The organism is Lysinibacillus sp. FN11, from assembly GCF_024628845.1.
GTDB lineage: Bacteria > Bacillota > Bacilli > Bacillales_A > Planococcaceae > Lysinibacillus > Lysinibacillus capsici.
This window is the reverse complement of sequence record NZ_CP102383.1, coordinates 1,649,343-1,668,789: the sequence shown is the minus strand read 5'-3', so window position 1 is coordinate 1,668,789 and position 19,447 is coordinate 1,649,343. Positions and strand designations below refer to the sequence as shown.

22 protein-coding genes and 1 other annotated feature are annotated in these 19,447 nt (G+C 36.6%); of the genes, 3 read left to right on the top strand and 19 right to left on the bottom strand.

All coding sequences use genetic code 11. The annotated features are described in order from the left end of the window. The first annotated feature begins 140 nt into the window (after window positions 1-140). Window positions 141-371, top strand: a complete 231-nt coding sequence (locus tag NP781_RS25515; protein WP_306831351.1) for a hypothetical protein — start codon at window positions 141-143, stop codon at window positions 369-371. 57 nt (window positions 372-428) lie between these two features. Here the strand turns inward: NP781_RS25515 and NP781_RS08875 are convergent, their stop codons facing one another. The 4 genes from NP781_RS08875 to NP781_RS08860 all read right to left on the bottom strand — a co-directional run bounded on the left by NP781_RS08875 (window position 429) and on the right by NP781_RS08860 (window position 3,430). Next, window positions 429-1,205, bottom strand: coding sequence for a basic amino acid ABC transporter substrate-binding protein (locus tag NP781_RS08875; protein WP_004228443.1), 777 nt, complete (start codon window positions 1,203-1,205; stop codon window positions 429-431). 250 nt (window positions 1,206-1,455) lie between these two features. Continuing rightward, window positions 1,456-1,965 (bottom strand): hypothetical protein, encoded by a 510-nt coding sequence (locus NP781_RS08870; RefSeq protein WP_257522051.1) that lies wholly within the window; start codon window positions 1,963-1,965, stop codon window positions 1,456-1,458. Beyond that, window positions 1,959-2,441, bottom strand: coding sequence for an RNA polymerase sigma factor (locus NP781_RS08865; RefSeq protein ID WP_257522516.1), 483 nt, complete (start codon window positions 2,439-2,441; stop codon window positions 1,959-1,961). The genes NP781_RS08870 and NP781_RS08865 overlap by 7 nt, the downstream gene beginning before the upstream one ends. Window positions 2,442-2,635: 194 nt before the next feature. Beyond that, the gene (locus NP781_RS08860; RefSeq protein WP_257522050.1) at window positions 2,636-3,430 is read right to left on the bottom strand and encodes a nucleotidyl transferase AbiEii/AbiGii toxin family protein; all 795 of its coding nucleotides are present in this window, start codon (window positions 3,428-3,430) and stop codon (window positions 2,636-2,638) included. A gap of 697 nt (window positions 3,431-4,127) precedes the next feature. Between NP781_RS08860 and NP781_RS08855 the strand changes: the two genes are divergently transcribed. Beyond that, the gene (locus NP781_RS08855) at window positions 4,128-5,924 is read left to right on the top strand and encodes a UvrD-helicase domain-containing protein (RefSeq protein WP_257522049.1); all 1,797 of its coding nucleotides are present in this window, start codon (window positions 4,128-4,130) and stop codon (window positions 5,922-5,924) included. Window positions 5,925-6,098: 174 nt separating this feature from the next. Here NP781_RS08855 and NP781_RS08850 read toward each other — a convergent pair whose 3' ends face one another. From NP781_RS08850 to NP781_RS08825, 6 genes are all read right to left on the bottom strand, one after another. After that, entirely contained in the window at window positions 6,099-6,887 is a 789-nt protein-coding gene (locus NP781_RS08850; protein WP_257522048.1) for a class I SAM-dependent methyltransferase, read from the bottom strand. After that, the gene (locus tag NP781_RS08845; protein WP_004228455.1) at window positions 6,875-7,306 is read right to left on the bottom strand and encodes a BrxA/BrxB family bacilliredoxin; all 432 of its coding nucleotides are present in this window, start codon (window positions 7,304-7,306) and stop codon (window positions 6,875-6,877) included. Before NP781_RS08845 ends, NP781_RS08850 begins: the two co-directional genes overlap by 13 nt. Before the next feature lie 590 nt (window positions 7,307-7,896). Beyond that, window positions 7,897-8,109, bottom strand: coding sequence for a hypothetical protein (locus NP781_RS08840; protein WP_257522047.1), 213 nt, complete (start codon window positions 8,107-8,109; stop codon window positions 7,897-7,899). A 2-nt stretch (window positions 8,110-8,111) separates the two neighbouring features. Further along, window positions 8,112-8,318 carry a M15 family metallopeptidase gene (locus tag NP781_RS08835; protein ID WP_257522046.1) on the bottom strand — a complete coding sequence of 69 codons (207 nt, stop codon included), beginning with the start codon at window positions 8,316-8,318 and terminating at the stop codon, window positions 8,112-8,114. 85 nt (window positions 8,319-8,403) lie between these two features. After that, window positions 8,404-8,862 (bottom strand): hypothetical protein, encoded by a 459-nt coding sequence (locus tag NP781_RS08830; protein ID WP_257522045.1) that lies wholly within the window; start codon window positions 8,860-8,862, stop codon window positions 8,404-8,406. Between the two features lie 570 nt (window positions 8,863-9,432). After that, window positions 9,433-11,529 carry an S-layer homology domain-containing protein gene (locus tag NP781_RS08825; RefSeq protein WP_257522044.1) on the bottom strand — a complete coding sequence of 699 codons (2,097 nt, stop codon included), beginning with the start codon at window positions 11,527-11,529 and terminating at the stop codon, window positions 9,433-9,435. 661 nt (window positions 11,530-12,190) lie between these two features. Here NP781_RS08825 and NP781_RS08820 point away from each other — a divergent pair. Further along, window positions 12,191-12,448, top strand: coding sequence for a hypothetical protein (locus tag NP781_RS08820; RefSeq protein ID WP_257522043.1), 258 nt, complete (start codon window positions 12,191-12,193; stop codon window positions 12,446-12,448). Window positions 12,449-12,626: 178 nt separating this feature from the next. Here the strand turns inward: NP781_RS08820 and NP781_RS08815 are convergent, their stop codons facing one another. From NP781_RS08815 to NP781_RS08775, 9 genes are all read right to left on the bottom strand, one after another. Next, the gene (locus tag NP781_RS08815) at window positions 12,627-12,827 is read right to left on the bottom strand and encodes a hypothetical protein (RefSeq protein WP_257522042.1); all 201 of its coding nucleotides are present in this window, start codon (window positions 12,825-12,827) and stop codon (window positions 12,627-12,629) included. A gap of 294 nt (window positions 12,828-13,121) precedes the next feature. Beyond that, window positions 13,122-13,238: a DUF3953 domain-containing protein gene (locus NP781_RS25615; RefSeq protein WP_232735592.1), complete on the bottom strand. Its 117-nt coding sequence runs from the start codon at window positions 13,236-13,238 to the stop codon at window positions 13,122-13,124. A gap of 250 nt (window positions 13,239-13,488) precedes the next feature. Beyond that, a complete protein-coding gene (locus tag NP781_RS08805) occupies window positions 13,489-14,049 on the bottom strand; it encodes a DUF4256 domain-containing protein (RefSeq protein WP_257522041.1) in 561 nt (186 codons plus the stop codon). Window positions 14,050-14,067: 18 nt separating this feature from the next. Continuing rightward, entirely contained in the window at window positions 14,068-14,358 is a 291-nt protein-coding gene (locus NP781_RS08800; protein WP_257522040.1) for an RNA polymerase alpha subunit C-terminal domain-containing protein, read from the bottom strand. A 64-nt stretch (window positions 14,359-14,422) separates the two neighbouring features. Beyond that, complete coding sequence (locus tag NP781_RS08795; RefSeq protein ID WP_257522039.1) at window positions 14,423-15,406, bottom strand: hypothetical protein; 984 nt, start codon at window positions 15,404-15,406, stop codon at window positions 14,423-14,425. 143 nt (window positions 15,407-15,549) lie between these two features. Next, window positions 15,550-15,855, bottom strand: a complete 306-nt coding sequence (locus NP781_RS08790) for a hypothetical protein (RefSeq protein WP_257522038.1) — start codon at window positions 15,853-15,855, stop codon at window positions 15,550-15,552. Window positions 15,856-16,293: 438 nt separating this feature from the next. Next, complete coding sequence (locus NP781_RS08785; RefSeq protein ID WP_257522037.1) at window positions 16,294-16,764, bottom strand: peptide-methionine (S)-S-oxide reductase; 471 nt, start codon at window positions 16,762-16,764, stop codon at window positions 16,294-16,296. Between the two features lie 191 nt (window positions 16,765-16,955). Further along, a complete protein-coding gene (locus NP781_RS08780; protein WP_221679865.1) occupies window positions 16,956-18,317 on the bottom strand; it encodes an amino acid permease in 1,362 nt (453 codons plus the stop codon). A gap of 75 nt (window positions 18,318-18,392) precedes the next feature. Further along, window positions 18,393-18,644, bottom strand: a binding site (T-box leader). 207 nt (window positions 18,645-18,851) lie between these two features. Next, window positions 18,852-19,349 carry a P-loop nucleotide/nucleoside kinase family protein gene (locus tag NP781_RS08775; protein ID WP_221679867.1) on the bottom strand — a complete coding sequence of 166 codons (498 nt, stop codon included), beginning with the start codon at window positions 19,347-19,349 and terminating at the stop codon, window positions 18,852-18,854. Window positions 19,350-19,447: the final 98 nt, after the last annotated feature.

Here is a 19,447-nt window from a genome sequence, read left to right as displayed (position 1 = left end):
AAATTACTTGATGGCTCTTTAGCTGATATGCAGAAGATTATGCCACAGGTAATTGAAAACAAGCCTGTAAAAGTAACGGAAGAAGTGGTTGGCAGTTATTTATCGCCAAAAATATAAAGAAGGAAAACGTATCGAAGCGTATGAATTCGAATACACCTGATAAAAAAATATTGAAAGTACTCGCTAATATGTTTGAAATTACGGCTTACTATGACTTAAACAAAATAAATGAAACAGTGACTTCCTTTACTTATACCGTAACAAATAATGCGTTAAAATGGTTCGTCAAATTATTTTTATTGTTTGCATCGGACAAAGAAGTCGTACAATTTTTAGAACGGGTCAAAACAGTTGCTGAAGCGCAAGATTAGCACCTAAAAAATAACCGTAGAACTCCCATGAGGTGAGCTTCTACGGTTTATTTATTACTAAAAGTCTGAACCTGTAATTTCTTTTAACTTACCGTTTTCTTTAATCTTTTTAAGGCCTTCATTTAACTTATCTAAAAGCTCTTTGTTTCCCTTTTGGACCATGAAACCATAGTATTCTTTTTCGAAGGAATCATCTTTAATTACTTTGATTTTGTCATTTGGATGTGCCTTGATATATTCATAAACAACTGAATTATCTCCAATCGCCGCTTCTACGTTGCCATTCAGCATCTCTTGAATAGCAATTGGTTGATTTTCGAAAGCAAAAATGTTGGGACTAGATTCACCCTGTAGCTTTTTGGCAGCCATATGACCAGTTGCATTAATTTGTACTGAAATCTTTTTGTCTTTTAATTCATCCAATGATTGGATCTTTGAATCTTCTTTCACCACGATTAATAATTGAGATTCGTAATACGGCTCAGTAAAATCAAATGTTTCCTTACGCTCGTCCGTAATGGTAATCCCTGCACCACCAATATCTGTTTCACCATTTTTAATTGTTTGGAATACAGGCTCCCAACCAATACTTTCCCACTTCACTTCAAAATCCATTTCATCCGCGATTGCTTGTAGCACATCCACATCAATCCCTACAATATTCCCTTTATCATCAAGAGAAACGATAGGTGCAAATGTAGCCTCAGTACCTACCTTATAAACTTTTTTACTATCTCCATCACCTGATGATGTATTGTCTTTCGAGCCGCAACCCGCTAAAACTAGCGTGAAAGCTGCCATAATTGTAAGCAACACCATTAAATTTCTTTTCATAGCCCATCCCCCTAGTATGATATTTTTTCCATAATGCGTATTATTTTTCGCAATTCGGAAATGTAAGACTATTACGTAAATTATAGTGACAATATTCTCTTTAGACAATACTTTTTTGTATAAAAATAATCATTTCTTTATAAATAGTATTATTCAATCTCGTTTTTAGGATAAAAAGGAATAAATAGTTAATCGGAAGATATAAAAAAAGAATCTCCCTTAGGAAATTCTTTTTTGAGTATCTAAATCTTTATCGTATTGGATGTTCAAAATTCCAATTTGTATAAATGGCAGCAGCCTGAACTGGGTTTGAGGAGGTATCTTCTGTATAGCCGCCAATTAAATTACCTACTCTAAAAGTAGGCTCAAATAGCTGTTCCTCCTTCGGTGGTGCTGTCGGTCCATCTATTCCTATTTTGGTTTTGTCTGTCACGACTACTTTCATACCGTTATCCAATGTAAAGCTCAGCCCATCTGCTCCGACTTCTGTAATGGTCCCTTCGATATTTACTAGCGCACTTGCCGCAGGAGCTGAATGGTCCGCAACAATTCTCTCCGTCAAATCAATTGGTGTGTCATGATTTATATTTACCATAGCAAGGACAGCAATCACTGCACAGGCTACTAAGCTTCCAACACTAATTCTTACTTTTTTCATAAAGGACCTCTTTTCATATTCCATCATCTCTTCCTGCATTTTACGCTTAAATTCCTCAGAAGCATGAATCTGCTTCATCACATTCTTATAAGCATTCACCATACTTTGCTCCCCTCTTCTAGAATCGTTTTCAGCTTCATTCGTGCCCTTCTGAGCTTTGAGCCTACTGTATTTACGTTGATCTCTAATAAATCAGCCATCTCTGCTGTTGTATAGCCCTCGTAATAATGTAAATAAACAATGACTCTCTCTTCTGGAGGAAGCTCAAAAATTTCAGTAAGAACCATCTGCTCCTCCTTGGCAATAAAGGCCATTTCGTCTGTAATGGGTATCGTCTTCTTCACCCGTGGAGACTTAAAATAATCCTTGCACTTATTGAATGTCACCTTTATGAGCCAAGCCTTTAAATGTGCTTCATGAGCGAAGGGCTTGTTCTGCCTCATCAGTGTCATATAAACCTCCTGCACAATGTCCTCTGCCTCAGCCATATTTTTGGTCTGTTGCACAGCAATTCGTATAAGGGTGTCACTATATGTTTGAACAATTTCTTGCACACTTAAGCCAGCAAACTTTATCATATTTTTCACCTAACCTCCTTCATGACATAATACGATTCAACTTTATCTATTCGTGCAACAGATACACTTTAGCCTACATTTTAATAAAAAGAAGAGACCCTTCATGGGACATACAAATGTATTCCCCTAATAAATTACTGAATAATAGCCATGCAAAAACCCGCAAACCGTAGATGATTTGCGGGTCCCTCTCCTCATTGCCATACTCGATTGTTCCATTGCTTGAAAAATTCGTCCTCAGCCAAAATAGCTTCATAAATAGGGATAAAGAATTGTTTCAGAATCCCTGACATCTCGAGTGTAGAAGTTAGCTCGATTGTAAAATGATGTCGATCAAATAAGTCCACAATATATGCCTGCAATCTTCGTCCTTCAATAGTTTGCGTTTGTAACAATTGTTGTACTTCATTTATTGTTTTTTCAGTCTTTTCTAATGCTGGGTACTGGTAAATTTCGATAAATTTTTGTGCAAGCACGAATTCTGTTGGATATGTATAAACCACCGCAGCCTTATTGTCTAGCAAGCTCGGAAAAATAATAGTCTTTGGTGTTATTCGCAATCTTTCTTTAAAGGTAATCCTTACTTCTATGTATACTGTCATTTTGCCCAATGTAGCTGGTATGCTTAGTTGAATATTGTCATTCGATACGGACGATTTGATCTGCTGTGCATTCCATTCAATACCATCCGCTGGTATTGCTAGTGAGCAAATTTCATTAAAGGCCTGTTTCACTATATCGTGTTGATGAACGCTTGCTTGCGCTGTCAGCGTGACTTCTTTGGAATGGTTCACCAAACCATTTGTTAAAGCAAATAAAAGTAGATCCCCATCTAGATAAAATTGATCTTCATAGGAGGATACAGATAGACGATAAAGCAGTCTTTCTTGGCAATAGCGTGATACTAGCTGATCCATACTGTCTTGCCGTGTAACCATTTCTTCTAATTGTGTCACGACATTCGTCGATAGTGTGTCGATATTTCCCATTGACATCCCTCACCTTTTTGATTTTTCTGATTTTTTATGCAGAATTTAGATTTTTACCAAAATTCATGCTTTTATTATCACTTATTTATGGAAGAGAGTAAACGGTAATGTATACCAAAAAGGCCTGTCATGGTTGAACATGACAGGCTTTAAAATTAGACAAGGGGCAGCCTCGCTGTTGCGAAACTACCCCTTTAGTATTTATAGGTAACATTCTCGTAAATTGTAAAAGTCTCAACCCAATCGTCTGGGGAATATTATCTTGAAACCAAATTCGTTTCATCACCGCGGTAAAATTCCACTGTGTGCCTTCTAACTTAAGCAACGCAAACCCTACCATCTTTTGCGTCCTTGCAGCCCCAAAGCATGCGCCAGTGTGAATAAGTATCTACAAAAACAAAAAGCAGAATGCCAGATTACGGAAATATGCTACCTAAAATAGCACATTTTTTATTATAGCACAACAAATTTAATATGTAAAATTAAATATATGGAACATAATTTTATGTATTTTTCTACTTCAATTATATAGCTTAATATGCTTATAAAGCTTCGCTGAAGATTAGTTCGTAATTTAGTTCCCAAATGTTTAACTTCAAATAATACCAATTAACTACAAGACTAAAGTTGTGTTTTTTTACAATATATAGTATATTTTAAATATTGTATAATATACTAATATTTGGGGGTTAAAAACTTGCTACATATCATACCAAATGATCTTCCTACCTTAACTAAGGGTGAGCGCAGTATACTTAATAAAATTAAAAATCTATATAAAGCACAAAAAAGCGATGCCTACCTCTACATTCAACCCAAAATTAAAAATCTTATTCCAGATTTTATTTTGATTGATTGTTTAAGAGGTGTAAGTATTTTGGAAGTGAAGGATTGGAGTATTGAATACCTAGCATCTTGGACTCGTCTAGAATTTAAAAATATCCAAGGTGAGAAATTAGAAAATCCTGTATTTAAAGCTGGTCAATACTATAAGTCGCTAGAAGGTTTATTCTCAATGGATGATAGATTATACAACGCGCAAGGTGAACTCGATGTGAAGTTCTCTTCCTATGCTATTTTACCTCATCTAAAAAGAGCTGCCTTTGAAGAAAATCACTTAGCAGATGTTTTTGATCAAAAACCTGCCAACTATCTACTTTCAGAGGATTTTAACATTTTAGAAATATCAGACCTATTTTCAGAGATTAAGCCTGTGAGTCCTCAATTTTTAAAGATAATTAGAACCATTATTTTCCCAGAAATTCAAATATTATCTACAAACGAAAATTACACTCAGGAATTAATTACTGCATTAGATGCCGAGCAAGAACGGTTTGCCAAAAATATCTCATATGGTCATTACATGGTAACAGGTGTTCCTGGCAGTGGAAAAACAGTTATGCTTTTAGCAAGAGCTATTCATTTACTTAGAGAAAACCCCGATTGGAATATTCGTATTCTGACATACAATAGAAGCTTAGCCACAAAACTAGAGCAAAAAGTTAATAGCTTAGCAGAAAATTTATCATTTTTAGATATACATGTTGAGAATATGGAAATTAGTACCTTTCATAAATTTGCACTAGATGTAGCTCATGTCCCTATTCCCAAATTATCTGGTGATGAACAGCAAAAATGGTGGGACTATGATTTACCAAGTTTGTCCTTGGAAAAAGCAAAACCAAAATATGATGCAATTTTAATTGATGAATACCAAGATTTTTTAGACGATTGGATTCGTTTAGCCGTTCAAAGCTGTAAGCCTTTTAAAACTTTTGATAGTAAAAAAGAAGAAAAAAACAGCATTAATTTATTTTTAGCTGGTGATCGCTTACAAAGTCTCTACCGTTCAACAGATACACCTTGGACAGAAATTGACCCTATTTTAGACATGCGCGGCAGAAGTAAATTACTAAAAAAAGCCTATCGTTCTGCCAATGAACACATTGATTTAGCTCTGCAATTTTTAAGTGTAGATGATAAATTAAAGGCTGAGGTAGAGAAGTTTTATTGCCCCATGAAGGAAATTGAGTATGAGAATTCGGTCGAAAATGGCATTGGTACGATTGAAGGAGAACTTGAAGAAGTAGCTATAAAGATTGAGGAATTGATTTATAAAGTTGGCTACACTCCAAACGATATAATGGTACTCTGTAAAGATTGGTATAGAGCCCAGGCTTTTTTCAAAACACTTCCAAAAGTACTGCAAGCAAAAGCCGAACTAATAAAGAAAAAAGCATCGACTGAGCAGAAAATTATTGTGACTACTTATCAATCAGCTAAAGGATTAGAAGCTCCAATTGTATTTTTATTAGATACAGATAGATTCATCTCTACTTCTGTAAAGGAAGAGGCATTGAAATACCGAAAAACCATGTATGTAGGTATTACAAGAGCCTCTGAGCAATTGTACATTCACGCTGAAAATTTCCATAAAGAATCCTATGCAAAGGAAATAAAGGGATTGCTTCAACAAACAATACCTGTTCTTTAAATTGAGTAATCTTAAAAAACTGGAATTTTCGAGAAAAAATTATATAAATGAACATTAGAATTTTGTTTACAAAAGCTCAAGGAATTATGAATAGCAAAAATCAGTATGTTAGGATATTTCTCCTAACATACTGTACTATTTTTTCGTACTAGCCATTTATTAATTAGATTTTGTTCAGACCTCTAACACACCATAATGAAATTTTGCAGTTATCCGTTCATGCTGCTGAAAGCCATAGGTCGCAAACCACTCTGAGCGAAAATGTGCCTTTAACACCACACGCTTTTTCGCTACACGTTTGGCTTCATGAACCCATTCATCGGTTAATGTGACATGCTCCCCTGCTAGCCGTAGTGCCTGAAAATTATTGGCCTCTTCAATAACCTTCTCAAACATCGGGTCCAAATAAACCACATCAAATGCATTGTCTGGTAAGGTGTTTAAATAGCGAACAGCCTCTGACTGTATTACCTCGATGTGTCGCATACAGGCAGTTAACGGTAGCTCGGATGTATCATAGGTTTGCATCCCCTGTCTAACAATAAACGCTACATTTGGATTTGCTTCCAGTCCCACAACACGACCTGCTTCACCCACTGTATAAGCCGCTAACATGGCATCTGCCGCTAAACCTAACGTACAATCCAACACCGAATCCCCCACTTGAAGCTGTGCCGCTTCCAAAAAAGGCTCTGCCTCACCACGGGCCACACGCTTTAATCGAAACGCCGCAGAATTGGGGTGAAAGAAAAACGGCTCCTGCGTCCCATAGGCATAATACTCGAAGCGATTCTTCCCAGCGACCATCACATGTGCCTGCAACTCCTGCGAAATTTTACGAACAGAGCGCTTGTTCCGTGGCTCAAACGTACCACCTAATTCTTGACACGCAAAAGCAGCGAGCGCCATCGATACATCATCTGGTCTGCCCGCTGTCGTCACAATCGTTTTTAGTTCTCGCATGTTTGCTCTAACACGCCAGTTAAATGAGAGACAATCTGCTCCACAGGGAATCCCTCAATTTGTTCACGTGGGATAAAGTAAGCCAACTCCCCATCCTTTAAAATCGCCATAGATGGTGAGCTAGGTGGCACATCCTCAAAATAACCACGCATCGCCGCAGTCGCCTCTGGATCCTGCCCCGCAAACACCGTCACAAGATGATCTGGCTTCACCGCTGCAATTGCCTCACGCGCCGCTGGACGAGCAAGCCCTGCCGCACAACCACAAACCGAGTTAATCACCACTAACGATGTTCCCTTCGTCTCCGCCATAAATTCATTCACCGCATCCGCAGTCGTTAGCTCCGTAAAACCAGCCTCCACAAGCTCCTCACGCATCGGCTTCACAACCTGCTTCATATATTCATCATAAGCGTTCATGCTTTTACCCTCTTTCATATGTATTCGCAAACCTTATTATAGCAAGGTTTTGTGTGAATGTACAAAGACATGCTTTTCGCCTGATTTCGTGGGTTTTCGGGAGGAATGTGACTTTTTTCGTGATTTTGGTGACTTTTTTGTGTAACGGATAGTGGCTTTACATTTTATCACGTATTAGTTTATGGAAATAATTACATATATGAATTAGAGCAATACATTGTTAAGATTTTAAAGGTCTAACATTCTAAGGGGAAATTTCCAGAAGTGAAATTAAGGCGAGTTAAATGACGTTCGCATCGTTTGGATTATTATGTATACCCATTTTTTATCTTTATCATTACCTGCGTGACCAATTTATTGATTTTTTGTGCGACTAGTCCATTAGGGCTTTTTATCGGTGTTATGGCAACTGATACCGGAGAAATCCCTATAGCTTCATTCATTTTAGGATTTTTATTCATTACTGGTTTACCATTACTTTTCTTCATTTGGTCACTAAGAGATTTTCTGATTTTATGTAAAAAGTAAGAGAGACAGTAAGTAGAAACATAAAAAAGCCCATTACCAATTAAGTTAACGAGCATCTACTGTTAAGCGCTACGATGTGCAATTATAATCTTCAAACCTTCAAAATCACTATCCGTCAATGTACCAGCATCAAATTTATCTGGATGTGATTTATCGATAAGCTTTTTGTCCACTGCTTGCTTAAGGTAATCAAAAGCTGCAGCTTTGAGTATTTCATTCGTAAATCCCATTGTATCATCATCCTTCACTATCGATTTAGCTGTATTGTCCTCCACAATTAATTACACTTGGTATTTGCTATAGTGGGAATAATCACTTGTCCTTCAATTTTATATTCTTTTGGCATAATCCAAGTTGGTTTAACTTCAAAATGTGGACGATCAATGTTCGCTGTCCAATCTCCACCCCATGTAATACTAAGCTTTATTGCAATAGCACCGACTCGACTTAGTGTTGTCACATCATATAAAGAGTGTGGGGGCAAACTGCGATATCCCATGCTAATCATGACTTATGGTTTCTGTCCATGGTCCAAGTAACAATCTGCCCTGCATCCTCTCAACGTTTTCTTAATTAAAATCAGTTTCAAATGCCTTAACCAGTTGTTCCCATTGTTTTACAACTGAACTCCAATTTTGCTCAGGGAAGCTGTTAGCAGTATAGTTAGACAAACTCAATGCTTCTCCAACCCTTAAAATATATTCTGTATCCGCTTTTCCCCATTTTTCTACCTCAAATAAATCACTTTTTGGCAAAGGTTCTAAAAAATTGTATATGCTCAGTAGCATCTTTTTTTCTTTATCATTCAACACACTACTTGCGAAATTATTAGTTATTACCGAATCAACTAAAAGACCTTTTACCTTATCTAGCTGAATCATTACAATTTGAGGGTCCTGAAAATCATTTTCTTTTTGATTGTTTATTGCTAAATTTAATTCATATAATTTGAGGTTTAGGTTATAAATGAAGTATTCTTGTTTCCTCGAATTATTTTCTATAAACGTCACTACAAAAAATAAATTCAATAGTAAGCTAATGGGTAACAAAATTAATAACGCTTTATAAATCTTTGTTTTATTAATTATATCAACTCCTATATCTTATTTATTTTTAAACGACTAATTGACATATATTTTTAATTAAATAAATTAATACTTTTCGGAAATGTAAATAATTACAAATTATAATAATTTCTAAGGGGTAGGCACAGCATGTGTTGTTTTTCACCGATGCAGAGAATTAACTTTTGTTCTCTGAGACGACCACTAGAAATGGAATAGAACAAATATAAAATTTCTATTCTATCTCTTTTTAGTGTGAACATAAAATTATAGCTAAAGAAACCAACCATAATAACAATAGATATGCCAAGAGTAAAATATTCGTATTGACAAAATCTATTTCAAATTTATTTATTACCCTTGTAGTTATTGATGTAAGAATTGATGAAAAGACTATCTTTATATAATTTCCCATCATTGTTTCTATTTCAAGCTTTTCAATATAATAGATTACCGTAAACCACTTTCAAACGAATGAAAGTCACTAGAAAAGGACACGTCCATAGACGCATCCTTTAGCTTGTAAAATTAGTTCTATTGGAAATTAAAAGTCCATGTCATCGAACCAGTTTTATTGTTAATATCTGTGTAATCAAATGTTATCTGCGCTTCCCCAATACCATTTTTCTCTACATTTAAAAAAACATGTCCAGAAGGATTTGGACCCGTGATCGTTGCAGTGGCAATATTGTCATCATTGCTTCTCGGATTACTGAAAATGACAGTTGAATTGTTTTCCCCTGTTATGGCAACCGTCAAATTCACAATAGTTGACATGGCATAAGATCCACCAATTGTCCCCCCATCAACATATGGTGGTGAAATATTAACTCTTGGTGTATCTGGAATTGTTACCGTTACGGGTGCTGACTTGTAAGCCACTACTCTAGTATTATTATCCACTATTTTATAGTTTACCGTTACATCACCAGCTGTAACACCTCTTATAGCCCCTGTACTTTGCTGAATTATCGCAGCTCCTGTACCATTTGTTACAGTCCAGATGATGGATTGTCCGACTCCTGAAGGCGTGAAATTAGTTGCTGCTGAGCCCCAGCCAATAACTGAATAAGGTGCTGGCACCATGGGTATTGCAGCTACTGCTGCTTGTGGATGAACTGTCACAGTTGTCGTACCTTTTTCAATTACTACGCCATTAGCATCCATTCCTACATACGTAATAACTGAGCTACCTGCACTTATAGCTGTTACTTGGCCAGTTGTAGCATTCACTGTCGCTACACTTGTTGGTTCAGCTACAAAACTTTTGTTTGTTGCTGTTGCAGATAAGCCTGCTCCTACTGAAGCTGTTATCACTTCGTCCATTTGCAGTACTTGCGAATATGTTGGGCTTTTTGCTGTTGCCTCATCATATACAGTGAGACTCACAGAATTCATTTTACCATTACTACTAGTATACGAAATGGTTGTTGTGCCCGGTGTGTGAGCAGTAATTTCACCTGTACTAGAATGAACTGTTGCAACACTAGTATTGCTTGATGACCACATTATGGTGCCTGATTCGGTTGTTTCTGCTGTTCTACTAGTAGTCTCTCCCATTTGTAAAACAGATGATGACGTTCCTACGCCAGTAATCGCTGCACCATTGCTATGGGTCACTGCGAAAGTAACTGAAGCTGTTTTTAATCCATCTACCGTTGTTGCTGTTATGGTCACAGTCCCTATACCAGTCGCTATTACTTTCCCCTGTCCGTTAACAGTTGCAACGTTCAGATCTGATGAAGACCATCTCACAAGTTTATTTGTCGCATTTGCAGGTACAACCGTTACTGTTAGTGTCTTTGTTTCACCAATTTGAAGATTTTCTATTACCTCATTCAATGTAATCCCGACTACAGGAATTACACTTGGTGTTGGTGTAGGATCTGGGGTTGGGGTTGGCTCTGGTTTTGGCACCGGTTTTGGCTCTGGCTTTGGTTCTGGCTTTGGTTCTGGCTTTGGTTCTGGCTTTGGTTCTGGCTTTGGTTCTGGTTCTGGTGTTACTTTATCAATCTGCTTTAAAAACCGAGACGCAACAAGGGCAACTTGTTGTCTTTCAGCTATTGCTTGTGGATTGAAACGATTTAATGTATCGCCTGTCATTAGGTTTGATGTTACTGCAAAACCTACCGCATCCCTTGCCCAAGCAGAAATTTTATGTTGGTCATCAAAAGTAAGCTGCTCGCCAAGGCCAATAGATTCGCCACCTAATGCTCTAGCAAATAGAGTAGCCATTTCTTGACGTGTTAAACCTGAGCCAACCCCGAACTTCCCATCACCTGTCCCATTTATTAATCCAGCTTTAACTGCTGCTTCGATAGCTGGATAAGCATAATGAGTTGTTGGAATATCGGTAAATGTTGGAGTACTTGGAGAGTTAGTTAGATTCAAATTCAGTGCTTTCGCTAAAATTATAGCAAAATCTTGTCTTGTAATTGCTGATGTTGGTCTAAATTCACCATCTGGATAACCATTTATAATGCCTTTTTCCACTAACTCGTTGATAGCATTTTTTGCATAGGAATTCTCAATATCAGAGAAATCAACTGCAGCAAAGGTGACTGTATTTACTGAAAGAAATGAAACGACAAAACTTGATAAAAATACTATACTAATTATAATATTTTTCAAAATAACACTCCTTAGTTTAGTTTGGAATAAGTACTTTCATCTTCAATTATTAATTTTTATAGCCATTTAATGTCGTTTCTATTAACAAACGTTAATAGTACTGTTAATTATTAACAGCATAGAATTATTCTTTGTTTTTGCAGCAGACTTCTCATTTTACTTAGAGCTCTATCATCACAAATTACTTGTTAAATTGTATCCCTCCTATCAACAAACTCATCTAGTTTTAACAGGTCTTCTACAATAAATATTCTTTACCTATTACTTTTTTTCCTTCTGTAATTCAATCCATCCGTTAAATATATATTAATTACAAAATAAACAGTAATTAACGCTTACTTTCATATTCAATATATGCTTATTCGGCAGTGGTAGATATGATAGTTTATATCCAACTGACTTAATACTGTGTTCTTGATAATATGTCTCAACGTTTTTTCAATGCTTACAGGTGCCATCATCTGGTCTGATTAAACTTGAAAATCAATTACTAAAAAAAGTAAATATACTAAATCTTTTCAAGTTCAGTACGATAACAACTATGGAACTAAAAATGTGAATGGGAAGGTGACAATTTATCATGATGACGACAAAATTTTCTAATATGCAATATTTAATGTCACGTAGATCCTCGTCTAAGTATTATGGGTTGACGCGACAAATGAACAAGGAAGTTAAAGCTACATCAAAAGAGGATCAAGAAAAAATAAATAATGTAAATAAAATTCTTGAAGAAAGTAAAACTTCTAAATTATCTACCAAACAAATTGATACGTTAAAAAGTGCTGTAAAGCAAGGTTTATTAGGATCTAGTTCTAATCATTTAAGCCCATTAGGTATGTATAACTATAAAAAAACAATCGCAAGTTCGAATTCAAACTTACATTCAACTTTAAGAGCTTATCGAAGTTCTATCTAGTATGTATTAGCAAAACACCCTTTAACCAATTAGAGGGTGTTTGTCTTGTAAGGCTGGTTTCATATCATGGTATTCAAATAACCAAAGTCGAGCATCATGTATGCTTTTAAATCTTATCCCCTTTTAAACGTCCACTATATAAAAAGGATCACTTTCCTATCAGTGACCCTTTCAACGATTATTTAAAATTCTGTGGTTTTAACACCTTAAATGAAGCAACTTCCCCGCAGTTTTTACAAAAAGTCATTTGGAGTGGTGACCCTACCGCCATAATTGCGCCAATAGGTCTTATATTGCCTTGGCTTGTAGTACCTCCCACCTGTCCAGTCGTAAATTTATCTCGACCACAAACCTTGCACACTAATTTTTCATTCTCCATCTTATCACCTCATTATGTAATTTATGTAAATTATAGCATAAAACCTTTAGTATGAGCGACGAGCGGTCTGCCCCATCAAATGATTAGCATTAAGTCATATTCTTATTATTCATTTTGTTAATTCTTGTAGAGTTCATGCTGATGACATCAACAGTATAAAAAAATGCCATGCAAATTTCAACTGAATACCATACAAATATAGGGCCATTATATAAGTTGAAAGTGATTGATGAAAATGGCTGGAAGAACTTGATCGATGTATGGTATTACGAAAATTAACAGTGGCTGCTTCCCTTAAATCAAGACAAAGCTTTGAACGGACACATAGATTGAAAATATAGATACCCCCATTAGGAACCAACCATAAACTGTTCGCTGTTTTTGAAATTCTTGAATCCCTAAAGTGAACATGAAAAGGCCTAAGAACAATATCATGAGGTAATTCAATTGGAAATCACGTGTGATTAGTCCGTAAACTGCGAGAGATATGCCTGTGATGGAAAAAATAATTTTTAAACAATTTAACATAATTCTCCACCTCCCCTTTTAGTTTATCATACACTAAATAAAGGTTATAGCTAACTAGAAAGACATTGGCCTAACTATATTTCCATAGAAAAAGGCATATGCTCATCCGCAGATCGGCATATGCCTTTATTTTTTAAACTCTTAACGATCCACGGAAGCCTCTTGCAGCGTAGTAGGATTCTGCTCCATTGTGGTACATAAAGACCATGTCATAGCGACGGTCGCAGAAGATGGCACCGCCTAGTTTGCGAATGTTGTCAGGTGTTTGTACCCAGCTTGATGTTTTTAAATCGAACTTGCCAAGCTCCTGTAGCTGGCGATATTGCTCCTCTGTTAACAGCTCAATGCCCATTTCCTTGGCAACATCCATTGCCGTATTTTCAGGCTTATGATTTTTTCTAGATTCCCATGCTTCACGGTCATAACATAAACTTCTGCGACCTTTAGGACTTTCCGCAGAACAATCATAGAAAATGAACTCATCCGTGTTTGCATCATAGCCTACTACATCTGGTTCACCACCTGTTGCCTCCATTTCGTGGAGCGACCATAGTTTCTCCCTATTATCCTCTAGCTTAGCTTGGACATTTGCCCAATCAAGCCCTTCATGACGAGATGTATTTTTCTCGAAGCGAACTTGCAAAGTATTGATTAGTTCCTCGGTTTGCTCTTGTGATAATTCCTTCGTTGACATTGTTGTCTTCCCCCTCACTTATTTAAATAACAAGCCTTCTTCTTTCAATGATGATCTCATAATCGGTAAGGAGGCTGGTCCAATACCATGCAATTTTAAGATATCCTTTTCCGTGTACATAGATAGTTTTTCCAACGTATCAATACCTGCGTGCACTAATGCATTTCTTGCAGGTGAACTTAGTTTGGAAAGGAAGCCACTGTTAGGTTTATTTTCCCGATCACAGGTAGGGCCGCTTGGACAATCTGTGCTTTTGTAAAATCGATGTCCATTTTCACAAACTTTTAATCTTTTTTCTGCCAATGTCATCCCTCCAAACCTTATGCTTTTGTCCATTTTACCATATTTCAATCTAGGGGATTGCTAGGGAAACTTAGAATGCCTCTATTTGTTGATCTGTTAAGTTTTGTGCACCGAGGTATTGAACTTTCGGTACCCCATCCATATATTTCACCACAGCATATCTTTGTATCCCTGGTTTTAGCCAAATCCGTGCTTCCTTAGGCCAACTTGCAAAATCCTGCGCAAACATTTCCTCTGATGTAATGTTTGTATCCTTTGAGAGCGAGTATTCAGTATGATTAAATTCATTATCTAAGATGGTCACATAGTATAAATCGTCTCTGACTTTATAGACATCTTGAAAATGGCGGTCAATCGCATCAAAATAAAAACCAGTTGGATAGATATAAAACTTGCCTGCTTCATAAGACATAATGGACTGGCTATCTCTGGAAGGGAAATTCATCTTCTCGATATCTAAGTCAACGCCAAATGTTTCTTTGTATTTTTCTTTGACGGAGGCCCCATCAAAAACCATTTCACTCATGTCTGAATACTCATGGTCAAGATTGGCCTTTTGAATAACATCTAACACTAAAGATTGGACGACACGTTTGTCTTGATGATGGATGCGTCTCACTGTATTAAATTCACCTAAGGCACCGATGATTTCTTCCCTTTTCTTCTTTTCTAGCAATGCTTCTTGCCCAACTATACTATTTACGCTCGGTAAGAGGGCAGCAAGGACTGTGCCAACATTGCTAGCTGGGCTAGTATAATCGAAACCATATTTTTTCTCGGAAAAATTACTAATCAGTATGGAACGTTCCTCTCCAGTATATGGGGCAAAAGCTGTGTCATATGTGGCTTGATCTGTTACTTCACCATCTAAAAAATAATCGATACCCACTGCATTGTTATTATCAATTGTATAGCCAGTAATAACTAACTCCATTGCTGAGTTAGATGGCTCCTTGGCATAAATCCATATCTTGTCCACCGTAGTGCCTTGACTTGTTTGATTGGAGAACATTTTGATGAATGTTCGACCATCCTGACCTTTGACTAAAGACACATTCATATCACAGGCTGAGCAGACCAATTGATCAACTTCACTTGAAAAAGATAGAATAGCGCTTTCGCCATTCGCATTTCCCGTCCAAACTTCTTGGATATAATTATCCTTATTTCGATGTGTATATGCAGATAATGGATAGTCTACTCCTTCATGAAGGCATAAACCTCCTGAACCCCATCATTATCAAAATCGATTAATTCCGAATATAAAACGCCCTGGTTATACTCATTTTCAGCAAATGTTTGCATATCGTATGTATAGCCTATTGTCTCAACGGCCTCAGATAATTTCTCATATAATTGACGATCTACCAACTGCTTTTCCTGTGCTAACTTAGAAGCTGCTTCTTGTTCAACGCTAGCCTCGACCCCAGTCTCCTCCTTGGATTGATTTGAACATCCGCACATCAATACCATGAGGAATAATAACAACCAACTTTTTTTCATATTAACATTCAACCTTTCAACACTATGTAATATCTATGTAAATTTTCTACATTTACTACTTTATACCAACATAAGGGTGCTGTAAGTAATAAAGTTTTGATATACCCATTTGCTAAAAATGATTTAATCCAAACTCTCTATATGGAATTGCTGAACCTTTTGTGGCTCTTTAGGGGAAAATCTCACTTAAAATCGTAATGCTTCCCTTTATCAAAATTAAATAGTTCCGCTTTTGTAAAGTGACAATTTTAACCCTTCTAAATAAGAATAACCCCGTTCCAAGTTAGGACGGGGTTAACAGTAATTTGCTTTCTTGTTTCATCAATAGCACTTGTCAGCTTAAGTAGTAAACTTCACAAGCTCTAGCCTTCTCATGAGATTGATCATTTCCTTCTAATTTTCTGCGTTTTAGCACATAGAAAGGTCTTGTAAATTCCGTTATTTATATTTATTTAAAATTTCTGCGGGAATATGACAATAATCATTTGGACATCTGGTTAATCTATCCTGATGCTCCTCTGCACTTCTGACATAGTTTGTTAGGGGCAACACTTCAACCATTATAAGCTTGTAATCATTTCTCTCTCTTAGAAATGCTCTCGCCTCTTTTAAATGCTCAGGATTTTCACTATATACGCCTGTTCTATATTTTTCGCCAACATCCTGTCCTTGTCTATTCAAACTGTAAGGATCAATGATTTCGAATAAATAGCCCATTAAATCCCTAATGGATACAACTGTTGGATCAAACCCCGTTTTTACACATTCAGCGTATCCATCATAATCGCCCTCAAGCGTACGACTTGTTCCATTCGCTCTTCCTGCTTCTGTAAACGTAACTCCTGGTAACGTTTTTATAAAAGCTTGTACGCCCCATAAACATCCACCAGCCAAATATACTACTCCCATCATGCCCCTCCTTTTTTGTCTAATACAGATCAATTTTATTATGAACCCATTCATAAAGGAAGGCACTCATCACATTCTTTACTAATGGATAAAAACTATTAAACCTTAGATAAATGTAACGAATCGAATATACCAAAAGGATTTTTTCACAATATGTTTGCGCTGTAGAGTATCAGTTTAAAAAGATGTAACTACTTTTTAACATGTATTACTTTGTAGCCAATAAATAAGATGAAAAACCAAACTGGTGCGACATATAGGGCAACACGCATATCTGGAATAAACGCCATTAACACAATCACCATTAATAAAAATACAATAGCAATATACGTAGAAAGTGGGTAAAGCGGAATTTTGAATTTCAGTTTGGCTACTTCCTCTTTCGTTTTTGACTTCCTAAATTTCAATTGTGCTAATAAAATAATCATCCAGCTTGTAATAACTGCAACCGTCGCAACAGCAGAAATATAGATGAACACTTTTTCAGGTACTACATAATTTAAGACAACCGCGATTAATAACACAGCAGAAGAAAATAAAATCCCTCGACTTGGACTACCATTTTTGCTTACTGTTCTAAAATATTCTGGACCATTTTTTTGTACAGATAGGTTGTGTAGCATACGTCCTGAACCGTATAAGCCACTATTAAATGCAGACATTGCTGCTGTAATGACAACAAAGTTAATAATGTGAGCTGCAGCAGGGATACCAACGTAATCGAAAATTTGAACGAACGGGCTACCTTCTGAACCAACTTCGTTCCAAGGATAAATAACCATCATAACGCCTAGCGCCCCAATGTAGAAAATTAAAATACGCCAAACGATGTTGTTAATGGCTGATGGAATAGACTTGCTAGGATTTTTTGCTTCTCCTGCAGAAATACCCACTAATTCAACCCCACCGAATGAGAACATAACTAATACGAGTGACATTAAAATACCATGGAAACCGTTTGGCATGAAGCCACCATGTGCCCATAAATTATCAAAGCCAATTGCTTCACCGTGGTTGCCGACACCGAAGAAAATAATGGCTAGTCCTAGAACAATCATACCGATAATTGCCACAACTTTAATCATCGCAAACCAGAATTCGAATTCTCCATATGCTTTTACATTTGCTAAGTTTACAAGCGTCATCATCACAAGTACCACAAGGGCAGTTACCCATTGTGGAATATCTGGAAACCAGTAGTTAATATATACACCGACCACTGTTAATTCTGCCATGCCCACGACAATCCACATGAACCAATATGTCCAACCAGATAAGAACCCAGCAAAGCGTCCTAAATATTTATTCGCGTACATACTGAATGAGCCTGATACAGGTTCCGCTACTGCCATTTCACCTAATGCACGCATAATGGTGAAAATAACTAACCCGCCAATTAAATAAGCTAGTAAAATAGATGGTCCCGCCATTTGAATGGTTGAACTAGAGCCATAAAATAAACCGACCCCAATGGACCCGCCAAGTGCAATTAATTGCATATGACGCGTGCTTAATTCCCGCTTTAGTTGTGAATCTTGATGATTATCTTTCATAATGCTTACCCCATACGTTTAGATTTTCAAATACTTGTCAAAAAAGGAATAAAAAAAACGCCCCTTTGGATTAACCAAAAGGACGATTCAACTCGTGTTACCACCTTTAATTTATAAGCAATTCACATTACTTACCTTAAGAAGTACGGTCATTTGACGATACTCTCGCACATGATTACGGGTGCTTACCGGCGTAGCCTACTTAGAATAATCCTTTCGGTACACAGCTCCAAGATGAATTCTCAATTGTTTTACATGCACCTCTCATCGACCGGTAACTTTCTGTTCGTAAAAATAATTGATACTACTTCTTTTCATAGCCTTTGTTCTATACAAATATTTTTGAATTGTTTTTCATTTTACAGAAAAAAAATAGTTTGTCAATATAATTTTAAAAAATTCTTCATAAACCGCATAAATTACAAATGACAATAATAGCTAATTTCTAAACAGCACTATGTTCTTCAAGTAATACCCCTGTTAGTTTAAGAAAAATATGACGTTCATTTAATAAGCGAGCCTGATAACTCTGTGTTATTCTTTCCCACTAAACTCCCATATATTTAAACCCTCGGAAGCTTCTGGTGCTTCAAAAAATTTAGTAACTTCAATAAACGTCGCTTCCGTGTCAAAAGCTGCTCTTTCGGGTTGTTCATTACGCCTTTGCGCAATTTGAACCAAGCATTGCTGGTTATTTAAATTAAGGAAAATTAGTTGATGGTTTGCATTGACCTCTGACGCTATATCCAAAAACCATTTTCGCTGTTTTTGAGTATTACCTGGAAAATCCATTACTACATCCGTACCAACACTCAATATGTTTTGGACATGCTTTTTCACCATCGGCTTGAGCTGTGCTGATAATTTTAGATAGTCCTCAAATGATGTGATCTGATTGGGATAAAGAGAGGAAAGCCACTCATCCTCAGATAAAAGGACCGCATTTTTTTCTTTAGCCAATTGTTTTGATTTTGTTGATTTTCCTGCCCCCATTTTTCCACAGAAAAAGTATAGAGTCCCCACTTGTTTCATATTTTTATTCCTCCGCACTTTTTTATTACCCTTGTAAAACTATAATTTTTGCAACAAGAAAAACGGATTCTACAATCATCCGTTCTTTGTCATTTCTT